Origin of the sequence: Pseudooceanicola sediminis (genome assembly GCF_003575965.1) — a bacterium.
Taxonomy (GTDB): domain Bacteria; phylum Pseudomonadota; class Alphaproteobacteria; order Rhodobacterales; family Rhodobacteraceae; genus Pseudooceanicola; species Pseudooceanicola sediminis.
Genome location: NZ_QWJJ01000024.1, coordinates 20676 through 36684, shown reverse-complemented (window position 1 = coordinate 36684; position 16009 = coordinate 20676). Strand labels below are relative to the sequence as shown.

Annotated in this window: 19 protein-coding genes; 12 read left to right on the top strand and 7 right to left on the bottom strand. The window is 60.8% G+C overall.

Going from position 1 to position 16009, the window contains the following annotated elements; genetic code table 11:
* A partial coding sequence (locus tag DL237_RS19480; RefSeq protein ID WP_325048644.1) for a hypothetical protein occupies window positions 1–712 on the top strand: 712 nt, incomplete at its 5' end.
* Window positions 713–948: 236 nt separating this feature from the next.
* Window positions 949–1791, top strand: a complete 843-nt coding sequence (locus DL237_RS19475; protein ID WP_008336115.1) for a hypothetical protein — start codon at window positions 949–951, stop codon at window positions 1789–1791.
* Between the two features lie 266 nt (window positions 1792–2057).
* On the opposite strand, the gene DL237_RS19470 is transcribed toward DL237_RS19475, so the two are convergent.
* From DL237_RS19470 to DL237_RS19450, 5 genes are all read right to left on the bottom strand, one after another.
* The gene (locus DL237_RS19470; protein ID WP_119400696.1) at window positions 2058–2420 is read right to left on the bottom strand and encodes a SpoIIAA family protein; all 363 of its coding nucleotides are present in this window, start codon (window positions 2418–2420) and stop codon (window positions 2058–2060) included.
* Complete coding sequence (locus DL237_RS19465; protein ID WP_119400695.1) at window positions 2392–3357, bottom strand: cation diffusion facilitator family transporter; 966 nt, start codon at window positions 3355–3357, stop codon at window positions 2392–2394. The genes DL237_RS19470 and DL237_RS19465 overlap by 29 nt, the downstream gene beginning before the upstream one ends.
* Window positions 3347–4102 (bottom strand): transglutaminase-like domain-containing protein, encoded by a 756-nt coding sequence (locus DL237_RS19460; RefSeq protein ID WP_071167460.1) that lies wholly within the window; start codon window positions 4100–4102, stop codon window positions 3347–3349. Before DL237_RS19460 ends, DL237_RS19465 begins: the two co-directional genes overlap by 11 nt.
* 95 nt (window positions 4103–4197) lie before the next feature.
* The gene (locus DL237_RS19455; RefSeq protein WP_009573601.1) at window positions 4198–4776 is read right to left on the bottom strand and encodes a cation transporter; all 579 of its coding nucleotides are present in this window, start codon (window positions 4774–4776) and stop codon (window positions 4198–4200) included.
* Between the two features lie 103 nt (window positions 4777–4879).
* Complete coding sequence (locus DL237_RS19450) at window positions 4880–5308, bottom strand: MerR family transcriptional regulator (protein WP_013959865.1); 429 nt, start codon at window positions 5306–5308, stop codon at window positions 4880–4882.
* A 207-nt stretch (window positions 5309–5515) separates the two neighbouring features.
* Between DL237_RS19450 and DL237_RS19445 the strand changes: the two genes are divergently transcribed.
* The 10 genes from DL237_RS19445 to lnt are packed head-to-tail and all read left to right on the top strand — an operon-like array spanning window position 5516 to window position 12938.
* Window positions 5516–6082 carry an SCO family protein gene (locus tag DL237_RS19445; protein WP_026155633.1) on the top strand — a complete coding sequence of 189 codons (567 nt, stop codon included), beginning with the start codon at window positions 5516–5518 and terminating at the stop codon, window positions 6080–6082.
* A 5-nt stretch (window positions 6083–6087) separates the two neighbouring features.
* Window positions 6088–6510 carry a disulfide bond formation protein B gene (locus DL237_RS19440; protein WP_119400694.1) on the top strand — a complete coding sequence of 141 codons (423 nt, stop codon included), beginning with the start codon at window positions 6088–6090 and terminating at the stop codon, window positions 6508–6510.
* On the top strand, window positions 6507–7166 hold the full coding sequence (locus DL237_RS19435; RefSeq protein WP_018001721.1) for a DsbA family protein: 660 nt from the start codon (window positions 6507–6509) through the stop codon (window positions 7164–7166). Before DL237_RS19440 ends, DL237_RS19435 begins: the two co-directional genes overlap by 4 nt.
* 23 nt (window positions 7167–7189) lie before the next feature.
* Window positions 7190–7657: a copper chaperone PCu(A)C gene (locus DL237_RS19430; protein WP_066010340.1), complete on the top strand. Its 468-nt coding sequence runs from the start codon at window positions 7190–7192 to the stop codon at window positions 7655–7657.
* On the top strand, window positions 7657–8283 hold the full coding sequence (locus tag DL237_RS19425; RefSeq protein WP_026155632.1) for an SCO family protein: 627 nt from the start codon (window positions 7657–7659) through the stop codon (window positions 8281–8283). Before DL237_RS19430 ends, DL237_RS19425 begins: the two co-directional genes overlap by 1 nt.
* Window positions 8280–9653, top strand: coding sequence for a M23 family metallopeptidase (locus DL237_RS19420; protein ID WP_026155631.1), 1374 nt, complete (start codon window positions 8280–8282; stop codon window positions 9651–9653). Before DL237_RS19425 ends, DL237_RS19420 begins: the two co-directional genes overlap by 4 nt.
* Window positions 9654–9656: 3 nt before the next feature.
* Window positions 9657–10112 (top strand): DUF411 domain-containing protein, encoded by a 456-nt coding sequence (locus DL237_RS19415; RefSeq protein WP_119400693.1) that lies wholly within the window; start codon window positions 9657–9659, stop codon window positions 10110–10112.
* A 12-nt stretch (window positions 10113–10124) separates the two neighbouring features.
* Window positions 10125–10907 carry a ZIP family metal transporter gene (locus DL237_RS19410; RefSeq protein ID WP_026155630.1) on the top strand — a complete coding sequence of 261 codons (783 nt, stop codon included), beginning with the start codon at window positions 10125–10127 and terminating at the stop codon, window positions 10905–10907.
* 28 nt (window positions 10908–10935) lie between these two features.
* A complete protein-coding gene (lspA, locus tag DL237_RS19405) occupies window positions 10936–11394 on the top strand; it encodes a signal peptidase II (RefSeq protein ID WP_018001715.1) in 459 nt (152 codons plus the stop codon).
* Complete coding sequence (gene lnt, locus DL237_RS19400; protein WP_018001714.1) at window positions 11361–12938, top strand: apolipoprotein N-acyltransferase; 1578 nt, start codon at window positions 11361–11363, stop codon at window positions 12936–12938. The genes lspA and lnt overlap by 34 nt, the downstream gene beginning before the upstream one ends.
* A 9-nt stretch (window positions 12939–12947) precedes the next feature.
* Here lnt and DL237_RS19395 read toward each other — a convergent pair whose 3' ends face one another.
* On the bottom strand, window positions 12948–13460 hold the full coding sequence (locus DL237_RS19395) for a L,D-transpeptidase family protein (protein ID WP_018001713.1): 513 nt from the start codon (window positions 13458–13460) through the stop codon (window positions 12948–12950).
* 63 nt (window positions 13461–13523) lie between these two features.
* A complete protein-coding gene (locus DL237_RS19390) occupies window positions 13524–15878 on the bottom strand; it encodes a heavy metal translocating P-type ATPase (RefSeq protein ID WP_071167356.1) in 2355 nt (784 codons plus the stop codon).
* Window positions 15879–16009: the final 131 nt, after the last annotated feature.

Sequence of the window (16009 nt, the reverse complement as noted above, 5' to 3'; positions counted from 1 at the left end):
CCTTGCTATCATTAATGTTGTTTCGTATCGCTGCACCATTATAGATGGAGTCGGCATCATGAAGCACGTGATCCACGGCGTGGCAACAGCCACGGCACTAAGCATATCCGGACTAATGGCCTCGTCCGGTCCGGCTCAGGCCTATCAGGTGGACTGTGCAATCCTCCTCTGCCTTGCGGGAGGCTGGCCTGCCTCCGCGCCCTGCGCACATGCTAGAGCGGTCTTCATTCGGCGGATTACGCCATGGCCGATCGAGCCGCCTTTGCAAATCTGGCGGTGTCCGATGGGTGTGTCGTTCAACGATCCCAACCCGATGTCGCCCATGGAACGCCTTTATGACATCACGTTCCGCGATCCGCCCGAACCGCAGGAATCGACTCCGATCCCCCTTGTTCACATCCAAGCAGATGAGCAAGCCGACATCGACATCTCAGGCGACGCCTTTGATTTCGTGCGCAGCATTCGCGTTTATCACATCCAGTACCGCCAGCATGAAAACCGAGATGGCGACTGTAATCGCAGCGACTCCACGCGGTTGGGGTCCTACGGCGTGCAGGGCGACTACCGATGGACAAGGTCCACCGTAGGCCAGGTGCCGGCCGCATCCGGCCTGAGCATCCCGAATGGATGCGGGAGCTACTTCTACCGTTCCGTCTTCGTCGACTGGCACGATCACGCCGGTAACTATGGCTCTGAAGAGGTTCGCTACTGACAAAATCTGCGCGCGGTTTTGCCGCGCGCGTCATCTCAACCCCGCACGGGAGGCTGTGCAAAACCCCTGAAAAGGAGACGACGCCAGACCGTGAAGCCTGACGCCGTGCTAGAAAACTCCGTGAACAAGAGTTTCCTAGCGCACCGCTAAAACACCTGCAACCAGCAAAGTTGTTTTGCTGGCAAGAATGTTGTTGTCTCACGACATGGCGTCGGATCTCCAAGGAGACCTCGACCATGGAACCTACGACCGGCTTGATCCTGCGACGGATTACGCAGACAAATCTCTCTGTTGCAGCGCACAAGCTTGCCACCCTCATCCTCGACGCCATCGCCTGGAAGGATGGCTACAACGGTTTGTCGCGCGGAACGGCAGCCTTCACCCTCTCGGCCCTGGCGGAGAAGATGGGTGTCTCACGGCAGTATCTTGCGGTTCTTCTGAGCGAACTTGAGGCTTCGGAGTTGCAGCTCGAGCGGGCGAAGCCGAATGGCAAGTTCGCGCCCTGGATCTTTCGGTTTTCCGCTTTCGACGAGGAGAGTGAAACCCATGATCTCGTGTCAGGTGAAGGCGACACATCACTATCTAGAGATAATAAAAACAAAACTATCTTCTCAGGGCTGATCGATATCACCACGAGTTCGAACGTTTTTCAGACAAGTTGGGCGGAGCTCATCAAAGCAGCGAAGGCCACGTTGCCCTGCTGGAACATCGACACCCAGGTCATCTGGGATCGCTTCCTCGCCTTCAACCGGTCCCGAGGCAACGGCAGGGTGCCGGCCGGCTTCCTGCTTGGCTTCATGCGCCGATGGCGAAATTCGTGGGGAACTCCAACTCGTCCCGCGGTCAAGCCGCCCGCGAGACCAATAACGGATCCCAAAGAGCGCGAATTGCTGAGACAGATGCAAGCCGCACCAACTGCGAACCGCCAGTTCCACGCGTCCGACTTGTGTCGCTTGATCGGACACGCTGCCTACGAAGCGCGGGTACTCGATGTGATCCGCAAGTTTGGGTGCCAGAGGTTTTCAGCAACCTTGGCGGTGCACGGACGAGCGGTGCTGGAAGGGGAGATATCCCGGTAGCTTCGCTTGCTCGGACTTGGAGTCCATGAAAGCCCCGCTACAGATGTCAAGTTCCGATAGTGAAGTTTATGTTAAATTTCGAAGAATTCAGCGCGTAGGGACTTATTATGCAGCCTAAAGTCGACATCAAACTGCATCGGATTGTTTCATCCGAGCAGACAAATGTTGCTGACTACATTTAGATCGTTCCGTTCCTCCATTAATCGTGAAGCATCTGATGTGATGTCAATTTCCAGGCCAGAGTCCTTTTCTTGCAGAATCGCTGGCTACCCGTCACGCGCCCACGCAATTGCGGACTCGGTATCGCTGGATTCGAACCACTGCATCTCGGAGCCCGTCAATAGGTTGACCACCCGTGCGCCCCATTCCATCCATCTGCGTTCTCCGACAACCGCTATGCGACCGAAATCGTTCGCGTGGGCGGTGTCGACCTTCAGATCTTCTAGCATCGCCGAAGGCTCTTCGTAGCCCTCGAAACTTGTAAGGTCGAGAACCAGACCCGGATTATCGGTTGTTCCAAGACGCTCATGAAGCAGCGCGTGCATTTGCTTGAATTCTGTCTCCGTCAACTTGCCTTCGCAGACGAGCCCGATGACATCATCACGCTCGGTCAGCGTTTCCTTGAACATTGGTCTTCTCCTTTTCACTTGCGTTGCCGTGACCGTAGAGATCGGCGTTCTGATGAGCGCGATCCTCGTGCTCGAATTCGAGGCTGGAATGGCTGATGCCGAATTCTTCCTTCAGCCGCTCCTTGATCGCGCTCTTGATCTCTTCGATCTTCGACCATCCCTCGGCTGCCACGACGACATGACAGTCGAGCGCAGCCTCGTGCTCTTCCATTTGCCAGAGATGGACGTGGTGGACGTCGGCGACGCCTTCGACTTTCCGCATCGCTTCGACGACGGCCTCGTTGTCGATGTCCGGCGGGCTCCCGAGCATCAGGGTTCGGATTGGGCCGCCTATTTCAGTGAAAGACAGATACAGGATGTAGGTCGCGATGCCGATGGTGATGGCAGGATCGACCCAACGCATGTCGTAAAGGATGATCAGCGACCCAGCGACGATAACCGCGACCGAAGCAAGCGCATCCGAAAGGTTGTGGAGAAAAAGCGCACGGATGTTCACGCTCCCCTTCTGCATCGAATAGGTCAGCATTGCGGTCAGCGTGTCGACCACAAGCGCGATTCCACCGAGAATGACGACGGTCCACCCCATGACTTCGGGTGGATCAATCATGCGCATGCCACCTTCGTAGATCAGATAGAAGCCGATCACGATGAGGGTGGTGTAGTTGATCAGGGCCGCGACGATTTCGACCCGGCCATAGCCGAAGGTCATGCGCTCATCGGCCGGGCGGCGCGCGATCTTGCGTGCGGCAAAGGCAATGACAAGCGAGGCCATATCGGAAAAGTTGTGCAGCGCATCGGCGATCAGTGCCAGGCTGCCCGACAATATGCCCCCGACGATTTGCGCAACGGTAAGAAGCCCGTTCGCCCAGATCGCGATGGCAACCCGCCGATCGCCAGAATCCGGATCGATATGCGCGTGCCCGTGGTCATGTGGCATTGGCAGGCTCCTCATGCGCGTGTGTCGCGCGTCGGTCAGTCTTGAGGCGGTCGCTGCGGAAACCACGAACGCGCGCATTCATCCAGTGGCGTATGATATGACGGTAAAGGGCACCACGCAGCCATCCAAAGGATTGCTCATGGGAAAAATAGAAGGCGTCCGGCGTATCAAACACGCCGAAATCCTGCACGATGCCGGTTTTCTGAATGTAGGTATCTTCTCCGTTCCAGGCGACGGGAGGCGCGCCAAGGCAATCCGTGCCCGCGCCATAACCGCAGAGACTTTCTGTGTCCGAGAATGACGTTTGCAGGACATCGAGGAAAGCGTCATCCAGGATGAAGCCTTCAAGGTTGATCCAGGCACCTTGAAATTCGATCTCGACCCATGAGTGGAGAATTTCCTGCGGAGCAAGCGGATACACCAGCTCAGGGACAACACCGCGCTGCAAGCCTTTGTGGATCGTAAACCCATGCAACCGGCAACGAATGCCGACACCACGCAGCAGCGCCATCAAGAGCGTGCCTTTGGTATTGCACTGCCCATAGCCGTCGGAAAGCACTTCGGATGCGGGGATGTCGTCAGCTCGATTGTATCCGAACGCGATTTCATTCCGAACGAAATCATAGGCAGCTCCGATCCGATCGTACTCGGATAAGCCGCGCCAGCTGCGGTTCTCAATTAGACGCGCAAGAGGCGCGGCATCAAAATCCAGTAGTTTGGTGGGTACAAGTAGGGGGTCGATCATCTGCAACGGGTCGCTCCTCGAATCGTCTTGGAACAAGACTAATTGCTATAGTCACTATAGCTTCAATCCTTTCTTTCAGAAAGAATCTCCCGCAACTATTTGTCCGTGTGAACCGCTTTGTGGTGTTCGCCGTGTGCGTCGCGCAGGATGTCGATACCGCCCCAGGCCGCGATCCCGGCGACGATCACACCGACGACAAGGTCCGGCCAGTTGGTTCCTAGCCAAGCGACGAGGCCACCGGCCACGACGATCCCGAGGTTCGCGGCGAAATCGTTGTAACTGAAGGTGTTGGCCGCGCGGATATTGACGTTTGGATTTTTGAGCTTAGCGAGCAGCCAAACGCAGACTGCGTTGATAGCCGCCGCGATCAGGGCCATTGCAATCATGATCGTCCCGAGCGGATCTGACCCACCGATGTAGCGGCGCCACGCATCGTAGAGGATGCCTGCAGCGAACAGGATCAGCAGCCCGCCGGAAACGTTCGCCGCCCCGCGTTTCCATTTGGCGGATCGGGACAAAGCGAAAAGGCTGATCGCGTAGACGAAGCTGTCGGAGAGGTTATCGAGCCCGTTGGCGATCAGGGCACTTGAGTCGCCGAAGGCGCCTGTTGCGAAAAAAGCCACGGCCAAACCGATATTGAGCGCCAGAACGATCCAAAGCGTCCGTCTCTCCATTGAATCTTGTCTAGCGGCCATTTTGTGGTTCCAGCTTGTGTTGTACGACACATTAACTTCTGCGGCTGATCTGCGTTCCAGCCGGAATGTTGGCTGAATTCCTTCAGGCCCCGATTTCCTCGTGTTCGGTCAAGCATTCCGAATGGTCCCGCAACACCTCAAGCACCTTGCAATCTCCCGTCCGCCCGCCGCTGCATTCGTGAACCATGCGTTTCAGTTCCGTGCGCAGCGCCTTCAGGCGGGCCATGCGCTGCTCCACCTGTTTGAGCTGGCGACGCGCGATGGCATCAGCCTCATCACAGGGCCGGTTGGGATGGTCGCTGAGGTCGAGCAGCTCGCGGATCGCATCGAGCGAGAAACCGAGTTGTCGCGAATGGCGGATGAAGGACAGCCGGTCGAGCTGTGCATTGTCGTAGCGCCTCTGCCCGCCTTCGGTCCTGCCAGGTTCGGGCATGAGCCCAATCTGTTCGTAGTACCGAATGGTCTGCACCTTCGTGCCAGTCTTCTTTGACAGAGTACCGATCGTGAGCATTTTCGCCTCCATGAAAAAGATACAGTTTGTGTAGGTTTTGCCGTCGGAATAAACAAGTGTCGGTTTCACAGACGCGTGAGTTCAAGCTATACCATGATTTCGTGCTTGAACCTCTAGCGGCTAGAGGATGTATCCGCACTTGCAATAAGAATCAAAAACAGGCGAACAGGATTGTCCCTTACATCGGCACAGAAGTTTCTTTGGGTTTTGGCAGGCGTGGCAGCGCTTGCCTTCGTATGGCTCTTGCTATGGTCCGATTATCGTGCCGATAGCGCCCGAACTGACGCCGAGCCGCCTTTTTTCGCTGAGTTCGAACTGACGGACCACCAGGGTATGGTTCAAACCGAGGAGGACTTTGCGGGGCGCTGGATGCTGGTTTTTTTCGGCTTTACCAACTGCCCCGACGTCTGCCCGACGACCCTATCTGAGGTCGCGGCGGTGATGGACGGTCTGGGCGACGATGCCGCCAAGGTCCAGCCGATTTTCATCACCATCGACCCCGAACGGGACACGCCCGCCGCACTCGCCGAATACGTCCCGCTGTTCGATGCGGGCATCATCGGTCTGACCGGCACGCCGGAACAGATCGCCGCCACATCCGAGACGTTTCCGATCTTCTTTGAACGCGTCGAAGAGGCTGCGGCGCCGGATGGTTACACGATGGGCCACACGTCGCATTTGTTCCTCTTCGATCCCGACGCGGGCTTCGCCGACTCGTGGCCCTACGGCACCTCCGCCGAAGAGATACTCGCCGATCTGGAAGAAAGGTTCTGACCGACATGAACCGTATGTCCGGAGAAACAGCCCTCGGGCTGGCGTGGATCATCGCGCTCGTCGCCTCGCTTGCCGTGCTTTTTGTCGGCGAGGTGCTGGGGCAGACGCCCTGTGTGCTGTGCTGGTTCCAGCGCGCCTTCATGTTCCCCTTGGCCATTGTCCTCGGGCTCGGCCTTTGGTGGCGGGACGGCCGCGTGGGGCGCTACGGCATCGCATTGGCGCTTGGCGGCGGCGCAATCGCCCTCTGGCACATGGGGCTGTACGTCGGTCTTGTTCCCGAACGCGTCCAGCCCTGCACGGCCACCGGCCCCTCTTGCACCGATGACAACCAACTGGTCTTCGGCATCCCTATCCCGCTGATGGCGCTCGCCGTCTTCGCGCTGATCGGGGCGCTGTCGGCCCTTTCATTGAAGGACACACGAACATGAATCGACGCGGCCTGATCCTGTCCGTTCTTGCCCTCGGCGCCGCCGGTTTCGGCGGAGCCACCTGGTTTGCAATCCGCCCCGGCCCAGTGGCCGAAGCGGAGCCCGTTGCTCCGGAACTTGCGGAGGCGATGATCCGCCCCTACTCGCCCATCCTCGGGCCTGCGGATGCGCCCGTCACGATCGTCGAATTCTTCGATCCGGCCTGCGAGGCCTGTCGCGCCTTTCATCCCATCGTGAAGGACATCATGGCCGAGCATGGGGAAGCTGTCCGCGTCGTGATCCGCTACACGCCCTTCCACGGCGCGGCATCCGAGGAAGCCATCCGCGTGCTCGAAGCGGCGCGCATGCAGGACGTTTACGTGCCGGTGCTCGAGGCCGTTCTGCGGGAACAGCCGAGATGGGCGTCGCACGGTGCCCCGGCGCCTGGCCTGATCCTTCAGATCGCCGCCACGGCCGGACTCGATGCCGAAGCCGCGCGCACGCAAATGCTGGCACCCGGTGTCGTGGCGATCCTTAACCAGGATCGTGCTGACGTCGAGGCCGTGGGAATTCGCCAGACGCCCACATTCTTTGTGAACGGCAAGCCGCTCGATCCATTCGGGGAGGCAGAGTTGCGTCGTCTGGTGGCCGCCGAAGTCGCTGCCGCGCAAAGCTGAATGGAAAGGGCAGGATCAGAACGATGAAAAAGTATATTTTGACTGGCACACTGGCCGCGCTTTTGACCCTTGGAGGGCTCTCGGTGCCCGCGCTGGCCGGACCCGAGGATGTTGTCGTCGAGAACGCGTGGTCCCGCGCCTCCATCGGGATGAACCGTCCCGGGGCCGCTTACATGACGATCCGCAACACTGGCGACGAGCCGGTGACGCTGATCGGCCTTACAACACCGCTCGCGATGATGCCCGAAATCCACGAGACGAAGACCAATGCCGAAGGTGTGAGCTCCATGAGCCCGGCGGGGGAGATCGCGATCGCCCCGGGCGAGAGCGTCGCGCTCGAACCGGGGGGCCTGCACGCAATGCTGATGCGGCTACAAGAACCGATGACGGAAGGGGACACCTTTCCGCTGACCCTGCTTTTCGACGACGGAGGCGAAGTGACGGTCGAGGTGCCGATCCTCGGAATCGCCGCGCGGGGGCCAGAGGACTGATGCGGCGACGGGCGGTCCTGGGGTACGGCGCGGCTGGTGTCGGGGCGGTCGCCCTGATGCTCTTCGTCGGTTGGTGGCAGGTCGATGGACCCGGTGGACCCGAACCTGTCGGGCAGCGGCCTGTGGCCCTGACCGAGATGGATTTCCGTCTGACGGATCATGAGGGCAACGCGGTCGGGCCGGAAACCCTGATCGGTCGCCCGACGATGGCGTTCTTCGGCTTCACCTACTGTCCCGATGTCTGCCCGACCACGCTTTCTGACATTTCGGGATGGCTCGACGATCTGGGAGACGAGGCCGACGAGATGAACGTGGTTTTCATCACGGTCGATCCCGAGCGCGACACTGTCGAAACGATGGCCGAATATGTCGGCTACTTCCATCCGGCGATCCGCGGCTGGACGGGACCGGAAGAGCAGATAGCGCGCGTCGCGGACGGCTTCCGCGCCACCTACGAGCGAGTACCGGCGGAGAGCGGCGATTACACGATGAACCACACCGCGAGCGTCTTCCTGTTCGCAGCCTCTGGGCGATTCGTCACCATGATCGACTATCACGAGCCCAAAGAATTCGCGGTGCCGAAGATCCGCCGCGCGCTGGAAGAAGAAATGGAGGGGGCGACATGAGGCTCAGAACTTTGGCGGCTTGTGTCGCAATTGCGGGGACGGTTTCGGGAGCGGCTATCGCCATCTCTGATTCCATGTCGAAAGAACCCGTGCCGCCGGAACTTGCCCAGGCAGGTAGCTGGATGCCCCAAGGTCCTGAAGCCCCCCAGAACGTTGACATCCCCGTGACGCTGCCCGCGGCGGCATGGGCAGACGATGCACCCGACCTCAGCCCGCTGCCCCTTCTGCAGGCCGCGTTTGCCGACAGGCCGGTGCAAGCGATCGAGCCACCCCTGTCGACGTGGTCGCGCGACATTGCTCCGGGCGAAACGCTCGATTTCTTGCTGTCAGAGGCCGGTCTTGCGGCACCTGACAGAGCCGAAGTTGCCCTCGCGCTTGGTGCGGAATACGATCTGCGACGGCTGCGGCCGGGGCACTCGGTCACTGTCGCTTCGACCGTGGACGGCAGCCCCCGCACCGTCTCACTCGCCGTCGAGGACGGGGTTCGGATCGAGGTGGTTTTCGGCGAGCAGATGTCCACGCAGGTCGTGGCTCCGGATCCGGAAATCGTAACCCTTGCCGGCGAAGCCATGATCGACAGCTCGATCTTCGCGGCACTCGACGAAGCCGGCATACCCGCCCGTTTTTCCGTGGACCTTGCGCAGATGCTGGGTGGGACCGTGGATTTCCGCCGCGAGATGGCCGGTGGCGAAACACTAAGGCTTCTCTGGCGTGAGGCGCGGGTCGGAGAGGACAGGATCGGACAGCCCGAACTCGCCTTCGCCGCACTGGAGATCGGCGGTTCGCTTTACGAGATCGTATGGCCGGACGACGGCAGCGGTCAGGCGACGATCTACGTCGATGGCGAGGTGCTGCGCGTCTTCGCACAGCCGGTCGAGGGTGCGCGCCTCAGCTCGGTGTTCGGACGCCGCACGCATCCGGTCTTTGGCAACGTCCGGATGCACACCGGCGTCGATTTTGCAGCGGCACGTGGGACACCGGTTCAAGCGACGGCACCGGGGCGGGTCAATTTCATCGGCTGGCGCGGCGGATATGGTCGCGTGGTCGAAATCTTGCACGGCTCCGACACCATGACGCGCTACGCGCATCTGAGCGCCGTGCCGGAAGACTTGGCACAAGGCCAACGCGTTGCGGCGGGAGACGTGATCGGCCGCGTCGGCGCGACTGGCACGGCGACAGGTCCGAACCTGCACTATGAGGTGCTCGTGGATGGGCGCCCGACTGACCCCCTCTCTGACGACCGGCTCGCCGAAGCGGCCGAGAGCGATGCGGATGATACCGCCGCGCTCTCGCGTCTGGCCGAGGCGCGGGCGCTTCTGAATGAAAACCTCGGCAGCGAGATTGCCAAAACGACAACCGAAAGGCTCTGACCCATGAAACGCATGACACAAGTTCTTGCCATCACGCTCGCCCTGTTCCCAGCGGCCCAGGCCCTCGCAGAGGCAACGGCGATCGACGTCCGCAAGACCAACGGATGCGGCTGCTGCCTCTCGTGGATGAAACATCTCGAAGAGAACGGGTTTGTGCAGACCGGCCAGGACATGTTCGGCGGGCTTCTCGTGCGCTTCAAGCTAGACAACGGCGTGCCGCAGCGCATGGTCTCCTGCCACACCGCGCTCATTGACGGCTACGTGATCGAGGGCCATGTACCGGCCGCTGACATCCGCCGCCTTCTCGAGGAGCGCCCGGACGCCGTCGGCCTCGCTGTTCCGGGGATGCCCTATGGCTCGCCCGGCATGGGGCCAGAAGACGACCGCGAGGCCTATGATGTCTTCCTCATCCGCAAGGACGGGTCGACGGAAGTCTTTTCGAGCTACGCCGAAGGATAATCTGGCCCGCCCATGGAAAATCTGTCTCCGATAATGCTCGGCTTTCTCGGAAGTCTTGCCGCTGGATCGCTCACAGCAGTCGGAGCAGTTCCCGTGCTGTTCGGGCGCATCCCGTCTCGGGCCACACGCGATCTGTCGCTCGGCTTCGCTGCCGGTGTGATGCTCGCCGCTTCTTTCTTTTCGCTGATCATCCCGGCATTGGATGCGGCGGAGCCGATGTTCGAAAACGGCGCGATGCCTGCGGCCATCGTATGCGTTTCGATTCTTCTGGGCATGGGGGCTGTCGCCCTGATGAACGAAAAGCTGCCGCACGAGCACTTCAAGACGGGACGCGAAGGGCCCGAAGCGGCGTCTTTGCGGCGGGTCTGGCTGTTCATCATCGCAATCACGATCCACAACTTCCCCGAAGGCCTTGCGGTTGGGGTCGGCTTCGGATCCGGAGGTATGGAGGGCGGTCTGCCGCTCGCCATCGGCATCGGGCTTCAGAATGCGCCCGAAGGATTGGCCGTCGCTGTATCTCTGCTGGGCGAGGGATATCCGAAGCTGCGCGCCTGGGGCATCGCGGCGCTGACGGGCATGATCGAGCCGATTGGCGGTTTGCTCGGGGCCGGCATCATCACACTGTCGGAACCGCTGCTTCCATGGGGTCTGGCCTTTGCCGCGGGCGCAATGCTCTACGTCATTAGCCACGAAATCATCCCCGAAACCCATCGCAGCGGCCATCAGAACAGGGCGACGCTCGGTCTCGCAGTCGGGCTCGTTCTGATGCTGTTCCTTGATGTCTGGTTGGGATGAGGCAATGTCACTAAACAAGGTATCTCCGATGATCGGCGTCTTCGCAGCACTTGCTGCGTTCGCGATCGATCAGATCACCAAAGCCATTGTCGTTGCGAATGCCGTCACTTTAAGCGCCGGAATTCCCGTGTTTCCGGGATTCAACCTCGTCTTTTATCGTAATGACGGCGTGACTTTCGGGATGTTGGGCGGCGCGCCGTGGTGGAGCCTCATCGCTTTCGCTCTTGCCATCTGTGTTTGGCTGGGGGTTATGCTGTTTCGCGCCGACAATGCGGTGGAAACGCTTGCCTACGGTGCGATCATTGGCGGAGCCCTGGGCAATGTCATCGATCGTGTGCGGTATCGGGCTGTAACAGACTTTCTCGATTTCTACATTGGCACAACACATTGGCCTGCCTTCAACTTGGCCGATGTATTTGTCGTCAGTGGCGTGGGGCTCTTGCTCGCCGCGCCATGGATCAGCGCGCGGCGTTCGATCAAGTCGTGAAGCCGGAAATTCTGAACCGCATCGCTCTGCGCCACCGTTTGCTTTCGCGGATGACGCTTGGTTTCGCCGCCGGGGCGATGACCGTTCTGACTTTCCCGCCTCTTTCGATTCTCCTGCTCGTTCCCGTTGCCTATTCCGCGTTGTTTGTCGGGCTTCGCGATCTCTCCTTCGGGCGCGCTTTCCTCGTCGGCTGGGCGTTTGGTCTCGGCCAGTTCGGTTTCGGGATTTGGTGGATCGCGGAAAGTTTCTACGTCGAGGCCGAGCGGTTTGGGACGATGGCGATTCCGGCGGTCGCGGGATTGTCCGCAGGTCTCGCGATTTTCCCAGCCATTGCCGCTGCGCTTTTTGCCGAAATCGCGCGGCGCGGAGCCATGGGCAGTCTCTTGGCCTGCCTCCTGTTCGCGACCTCCTGGACCGTGGCCGAGTGGTTGCGTGGTCACGTTCTGACAGGGTTTCCCTGGAACCTGGCCGGTTACGCACTTGTAGACTACGCCGCCCTTCGCCAGACCGCCGCCTGGGTCGGAAGCTATGGGCTAAGCTTTCTCACCGTGTTCGTCGCGGTACTCCCTGGCGCGGCTGCTATGGCGTCCGGGCGGCAACGATTGACCATCTCGCTCATGGCGCTGGCCGGAATCGCGACGATGTGGGCTGTCGGCACGCTGCGCCTCCAGTCGGATGCACAACAGCCACCCGGTGTCGACCTGCGCATCGTCCAGGGCAACATTCCACAAGAGGAGAAATGGGCTCCCGAGAACCGCGAGGCGACCTTCGCGCGCTATCTTGAGCTTTCAACCCGGCCCGGCGATTTCGACGTGCTTCTCTGGCCGGAAACCGCCTTTCCGGGTTTCCTCGATGAGGATACGGAGGCACGGGCCCGCATTGCCGCAGCGCTACCAGACGGCAGAGTGCTGCTTACCGGTGTGCCGGACCGTGTACCGAGCGAGGATGGCACCCGATATTTCAACACGGTCCAGGCATTTGACGAGACCGGCGAGATCCTGACCGGATACGCGAAACACCATCTCGTGCCCTTCGGCGAATATGTGCCATTCCGCGGCTGGTTGCCCATCGAGCGGCTCACGGCGGGTCTGGGCGATTTTACGCCCGGACCGGGCCCGAGAACGCTTGCGCTTCCGGGTGTGCCGCTGGTCGCCGTGGCGATCTGCTATGAGATCATCTTCCCAGGGCATGTGGTCGACGACCTGTTCCGGCCGGACTGGATTTTCAACGCGACAAACGATGCCTGGTTTGGCACCAGCATCGGACCCGAGCAGCATCTGGCTTCCGCACGTATGCGCGCCGTAGAGGAAGGCCTTCCAGTCATCCGAGCCGCGAATACGGGCATCTCTGCGGTCATCGACGCGAGCGGAGAGATCGTTGCGCGGCTCGATACCGGCGAAACGGGCATCATCGACGCTAGCCTGCCCTCCGCGCGACCGCCGACACTCTACGCGAGCTTCGGGGACTGGATGCTGTTGGCGCTCATCTTGGCTTCGTGGAGCTGGGCAATGGCGCCAATGCGACGGCTCACTACCGCCGCATGAGAAAGACCGTCATGCAAAGATGTGGATAGGTGTCCCGTCCTTCACCATTGCATAGATGTCCTCGATCTCCCGATCCGTGACCGCGATGCAGCCAGCTGTCCAGTCGCGGACATTTGTCGGGTCGATGCCGGGGCGTGGGCCACCATGGATGAAGATGTCGCCGCCGGGGGAAAGGCCCTGCGCTTCGGCAAAGGCGATGTCGGCCTCGTTCGGATAAGAGATGCCAATCGAAAGATGGTAGGTGCTGTTGGGGTTTCGCCTGTCGATTGTGTAAACTCCTTCCGGAGTCCGGCCATCCCCCTCGAATTGTTTGTGACCCTCAGGAGCGAAACCCAGCCCGACCGGATAGGTTTGCAAGACGCGATCGGCTCCGTCGAGAACAAGCAAGCGCTGTCCCTTGTAAAGCCGAACACGGGTGACTTCGGGTCCGTCATAGCTGCGGAACTTGCTGGCACACCCGGACAGAAACGCTACCAGCCCGCCCAACAGGACGGCGCGGCGGGGAAATCGGATGGTTTTCACTGCTCGATGCCTCTTTCGTGAGGTCTGTTATGGACATTACGTTACCTTGCAAATGCTGCGTGATCAATGTCCGTGGGCAAGCGCGGCCTTTGCCATCTGTGGGCCAACCTGCTCACCGCCGGACGGCGGCGCCTTGGCCTCTTGGCTGTTCAGCAGGCGCAGGGCATTGGCCACCACCAGCAATGACACTCCTACGTCGGCTGCAATCGCGCCCCACATCGATGCCAGTCCGAACGCGGTAGCGACAACGAAAACGCCCTTGGTCGCCAAGGAAATACCGATGTTCTGATGAATGATCGACATTGTCCGGCGCGAATGACCGATCAGCCAAGGCACCTTGCCGAGATCGTCGGTCATCAGGGCTATATCCGCCGTCTCGATTGCCGCGTCCGAACCAACGGCACCCATTGCGATGGCGTAATGCGCGCGCGCCATGGCCGGGGCGTCGTTGACCCCGTCGCCGATCATGGCCACCATGTCATGCGTTTCGACCAGTTCTTCGATGGCAGTCACCTTGTCTTCGGGCAGAAGCTCGGCACGGACCTCGTCGATGCCGACCTCGGCTGCAACAGCGCGCGCTGTCCGCTCGTTATCACCGGTCAGCATGACGATGGTCTTCACACCCTGCGCGTGAAGCTGCGCCACGATGCCTTTGGCATCCGGTCGGATACGGTCGCGCAATTCCAAGATGCCGGTGACACCGGTGTCGTCGCCCACGGCAACAAGGGTGCTGCCAGCCCCTTCGATGCGGTCGCGCAAATCCTTCGGAATGGCGTCGCCGAAACCCTTCTCCTCGGCAAACCGGTCCGACCCCAGCCAGATCGACCGGCCGTCTGTGCGTCCTTCAAGTCCCCTGCCCGGAACGGTTCGGGTATCTTCCGCGGCGGATACCTTGATGCCGTCGGCTTCTGCCCGCGCAAGAATGGCGCGCGCCAAGGGATGCGAGGAACGTGCCTCCAGCCCAGCGGCGAGGGTCATCAGATCTTGCGCCGATGCTTTGCCCAGCGGATGCACCGCCGCCACCTCGGGCTCGCCCATGGTGATCGTGCCGGTCTTGTCCATGGCCAGTGCAGTGGTCTTGCCCGGTGCCTCAACATATGCACCGCCCTTGATCAGCACCCCGGCCCGCGCTGAGGCGGTGAGTGCAGCGACGATGGAGACCGGTGTCGAGATGACCAGAGCGCATGGGCAAGCGATCACCAGCAGCACGAGTGCATTGTAGAACCAATAATCCCAGGCCCCCCCGAAAATGAGCGGCGGCAGCAGGGCAATTGCAATGGCGAGAGCCATGACGATAGGCGTATAGATGCGGGCGAATTTCGCCACCCACTGCTCCACCGGCGCGCGGCGGGCATGGGCGTCGCCGACCATGCGGATAATCTTGGCCAACACGGTGTCCGAGGCGGCCTTCGTGGCGCGCACCGTCAGTGTGCCTTCGCCGTTGATCGTACCGGCATAGACTTCGTCGCCCCGTTCCTTTGGGACCAGCGCACTCTCTCCGGTGATCGGCGCCTGATCGACGGCCCCTGCCCCATCGACAACCTCACCATCCAATGGGATGCGGTCTCCGCCGCGCACGATGAAACGTGCGTTGATAGCAACCGCAGAAGCCGGAACGTCCGCTTCCGAGCCGTCATCATGAAGAACTCTTGCCGTCGGCGGCGCGAGGTCGAGCAGAGCTGAAACCGCATTCCTCGCACGCCCGACGCTCCAGCTTTCGAGGTAGAGCGAGAGCGAAAAGAAGAACGCGACTGTCGCCGCCTCGAAAAATTCGCCAAGCCCGATGGCACCGGCCACGGCGACCACCATGAGCAGGTTCATGTCGGGCGACAGCCGCCGAGCGGACGACCATGCCTTGGGTGCCACGAGCCAGACACCGAACAGGATCGCAACCGCGAACAGCCCTGCCTCGACCAGTGGCATCGGCGCTTCGCCGTGACCCGCGAAGAGGCCGAGCGCCCCGCCCATGCCGGTCTCGATGATGTGCCACAGAAATCCTGCGGCCCAGAAGCCTCCACTGAGCGCCGTAAACAGCCGCTGTCTTGCAAGATGGGCCGCCTGGTCGACCGACGCGTTCTCGGCATCCCAAGGCTTGGCGGTCATGCCGGTGCTTGCGACCAGTTCTGCAATTTCGCCGTCCGATAAACTCTTGGCGCTGTCGAGAATAGTCATCCGCCCATTGATCACGTCGAACGCGAGATGCTCGGCCCCGCCGATCTTCGGGCCGACCACCTTGTTCAGGATTGCTACCTCCTCGGCGCAATCGAGGCCGGACACCTGAAAACTGCGCCCGCCCGATGGCGCGGGCGTCGTCGGAACGATGTCGCCGCACGTTCCGGCGCCCCCGCAGCAGCTGCCGCCGCTTGTCTGGGCATCTTCGGCGTGATCGTGGTCGTGACGATGGGTGTCGGACGGCATGAATGGACCTCTGGATTCGGGTGCTTTACCATGGCATAACCCCTACAGTAGCTAGAGCTTCAAGAGCAAAATACGGTGGTATTTCAGTTTGTTTTATTGCTAGAGGATGCGGCGATCGGCTCCATCACGCC

Coding starts and splice junctions, on each gene's coding strand:
- DL237_RS19475 (WP_008336115.1), top strand. CDS start 949: ATGGAACCTACGACCGGCTTGATCCTGCGACGGATTACGCAGACAAAT.
- DL237_RS19470 (WP_119400696.1), bottom strand. CDS start 2,420: ATGTTCAAGGAAACGCTGACCGAGCGTGATGATGTCATCGGGCTCGTC.
- DL237_RS19465 (WP_119400695.1), bottom strand. CDS start 3,357: ATGCCACATGACCACGGGCACGCGCATATCGATCCGGATTCTGGCGAT.
- DL237_RS19460 (WP_071167460.1), bottom strand. CDS start 4,102: ATGATCGACCCCCTACTTGTACCCACCAAACTACTGGATTTTGATGCC.
- DL237_RS19455 (WP_009573601.1), bottom strand. CDS start 4,776: ATGGAGAGACGGACGCTTTGGATCGTTCTGGCGCTCAATATCGGTTTG.
- DL237_RS19450 (WP_013959865.1), bottom strand. CDS start 5,308: ATGCTCACGATCGGTACTCTGTCAAAGAAGACTGGCACGAAGGTGCAG.
- DL237_RS19440 (WP_119400694.1), top strand. CDS start 6,088: ATGAACCGTATGTCCGGAGAAACAGCCCTCGGGCTGGCGTGGATCATC.
- DL237_RS19435 (WP_018001721.1), top strand. CDS start 6,507: ATGAATCGACGCGGCCTGATCCTGTCCGTTCTTGCCCTCGGCGCCGCC.
- DL237_RS19430 (WP_066010340.1), top strand. CDS start 7,190: ATGAAAAAGTATATTTTGACTGGCACACTGGCCGCGCTTTTGACCCTT.
- DL237_RS19425 (WP_026155632.1), top strand. CDS start 7,657: ATGCGGCGACGGGCGGTCCTGGGGTACGGCGCGGCTGGTGTCGGGGCG.
- DL237_RS19420 (WP_026155631.1), top strand. CDS start 8,280: ATGAGGCTCAGAACTTTGGCGGCTTGTGTCGCAATTGCGGGGACGGTT.
- DL237_RS19415 (WP_119400693.1), top strand. CDS start 9,657: ATGAAACGCATGACACAAGTTCTTGCCATCACGCTCGCCCTGTTCCCA.
- DL237_RS19410 (WP_026155630.1), top strand. CDS start 10,125: ATGGAAAATCTGTCTCCGATAATGCTCGGCTTTCTCGGAAGTCTTGCC.
- lspA (WP_018001715.1), top strand. CDS start 10,936: ATGATCGGCGTCTTCGCAGCACTTGCTGCGTTCGCGATCGATCAGATC.
- lnt (WP_018001714.1), top strand. CDS start 11,361: ATGGATCAGCGCGCGGCGTTCGATCAAGTCGTGAAGCCGGAAATTCTG.
- DL237_RS19390 (WP_071167356.1), bottom strand. CDS start 15,878: ATGCCGTCCGACACCCATCGTCACGACCACGATCACGCCGAAGATGCC.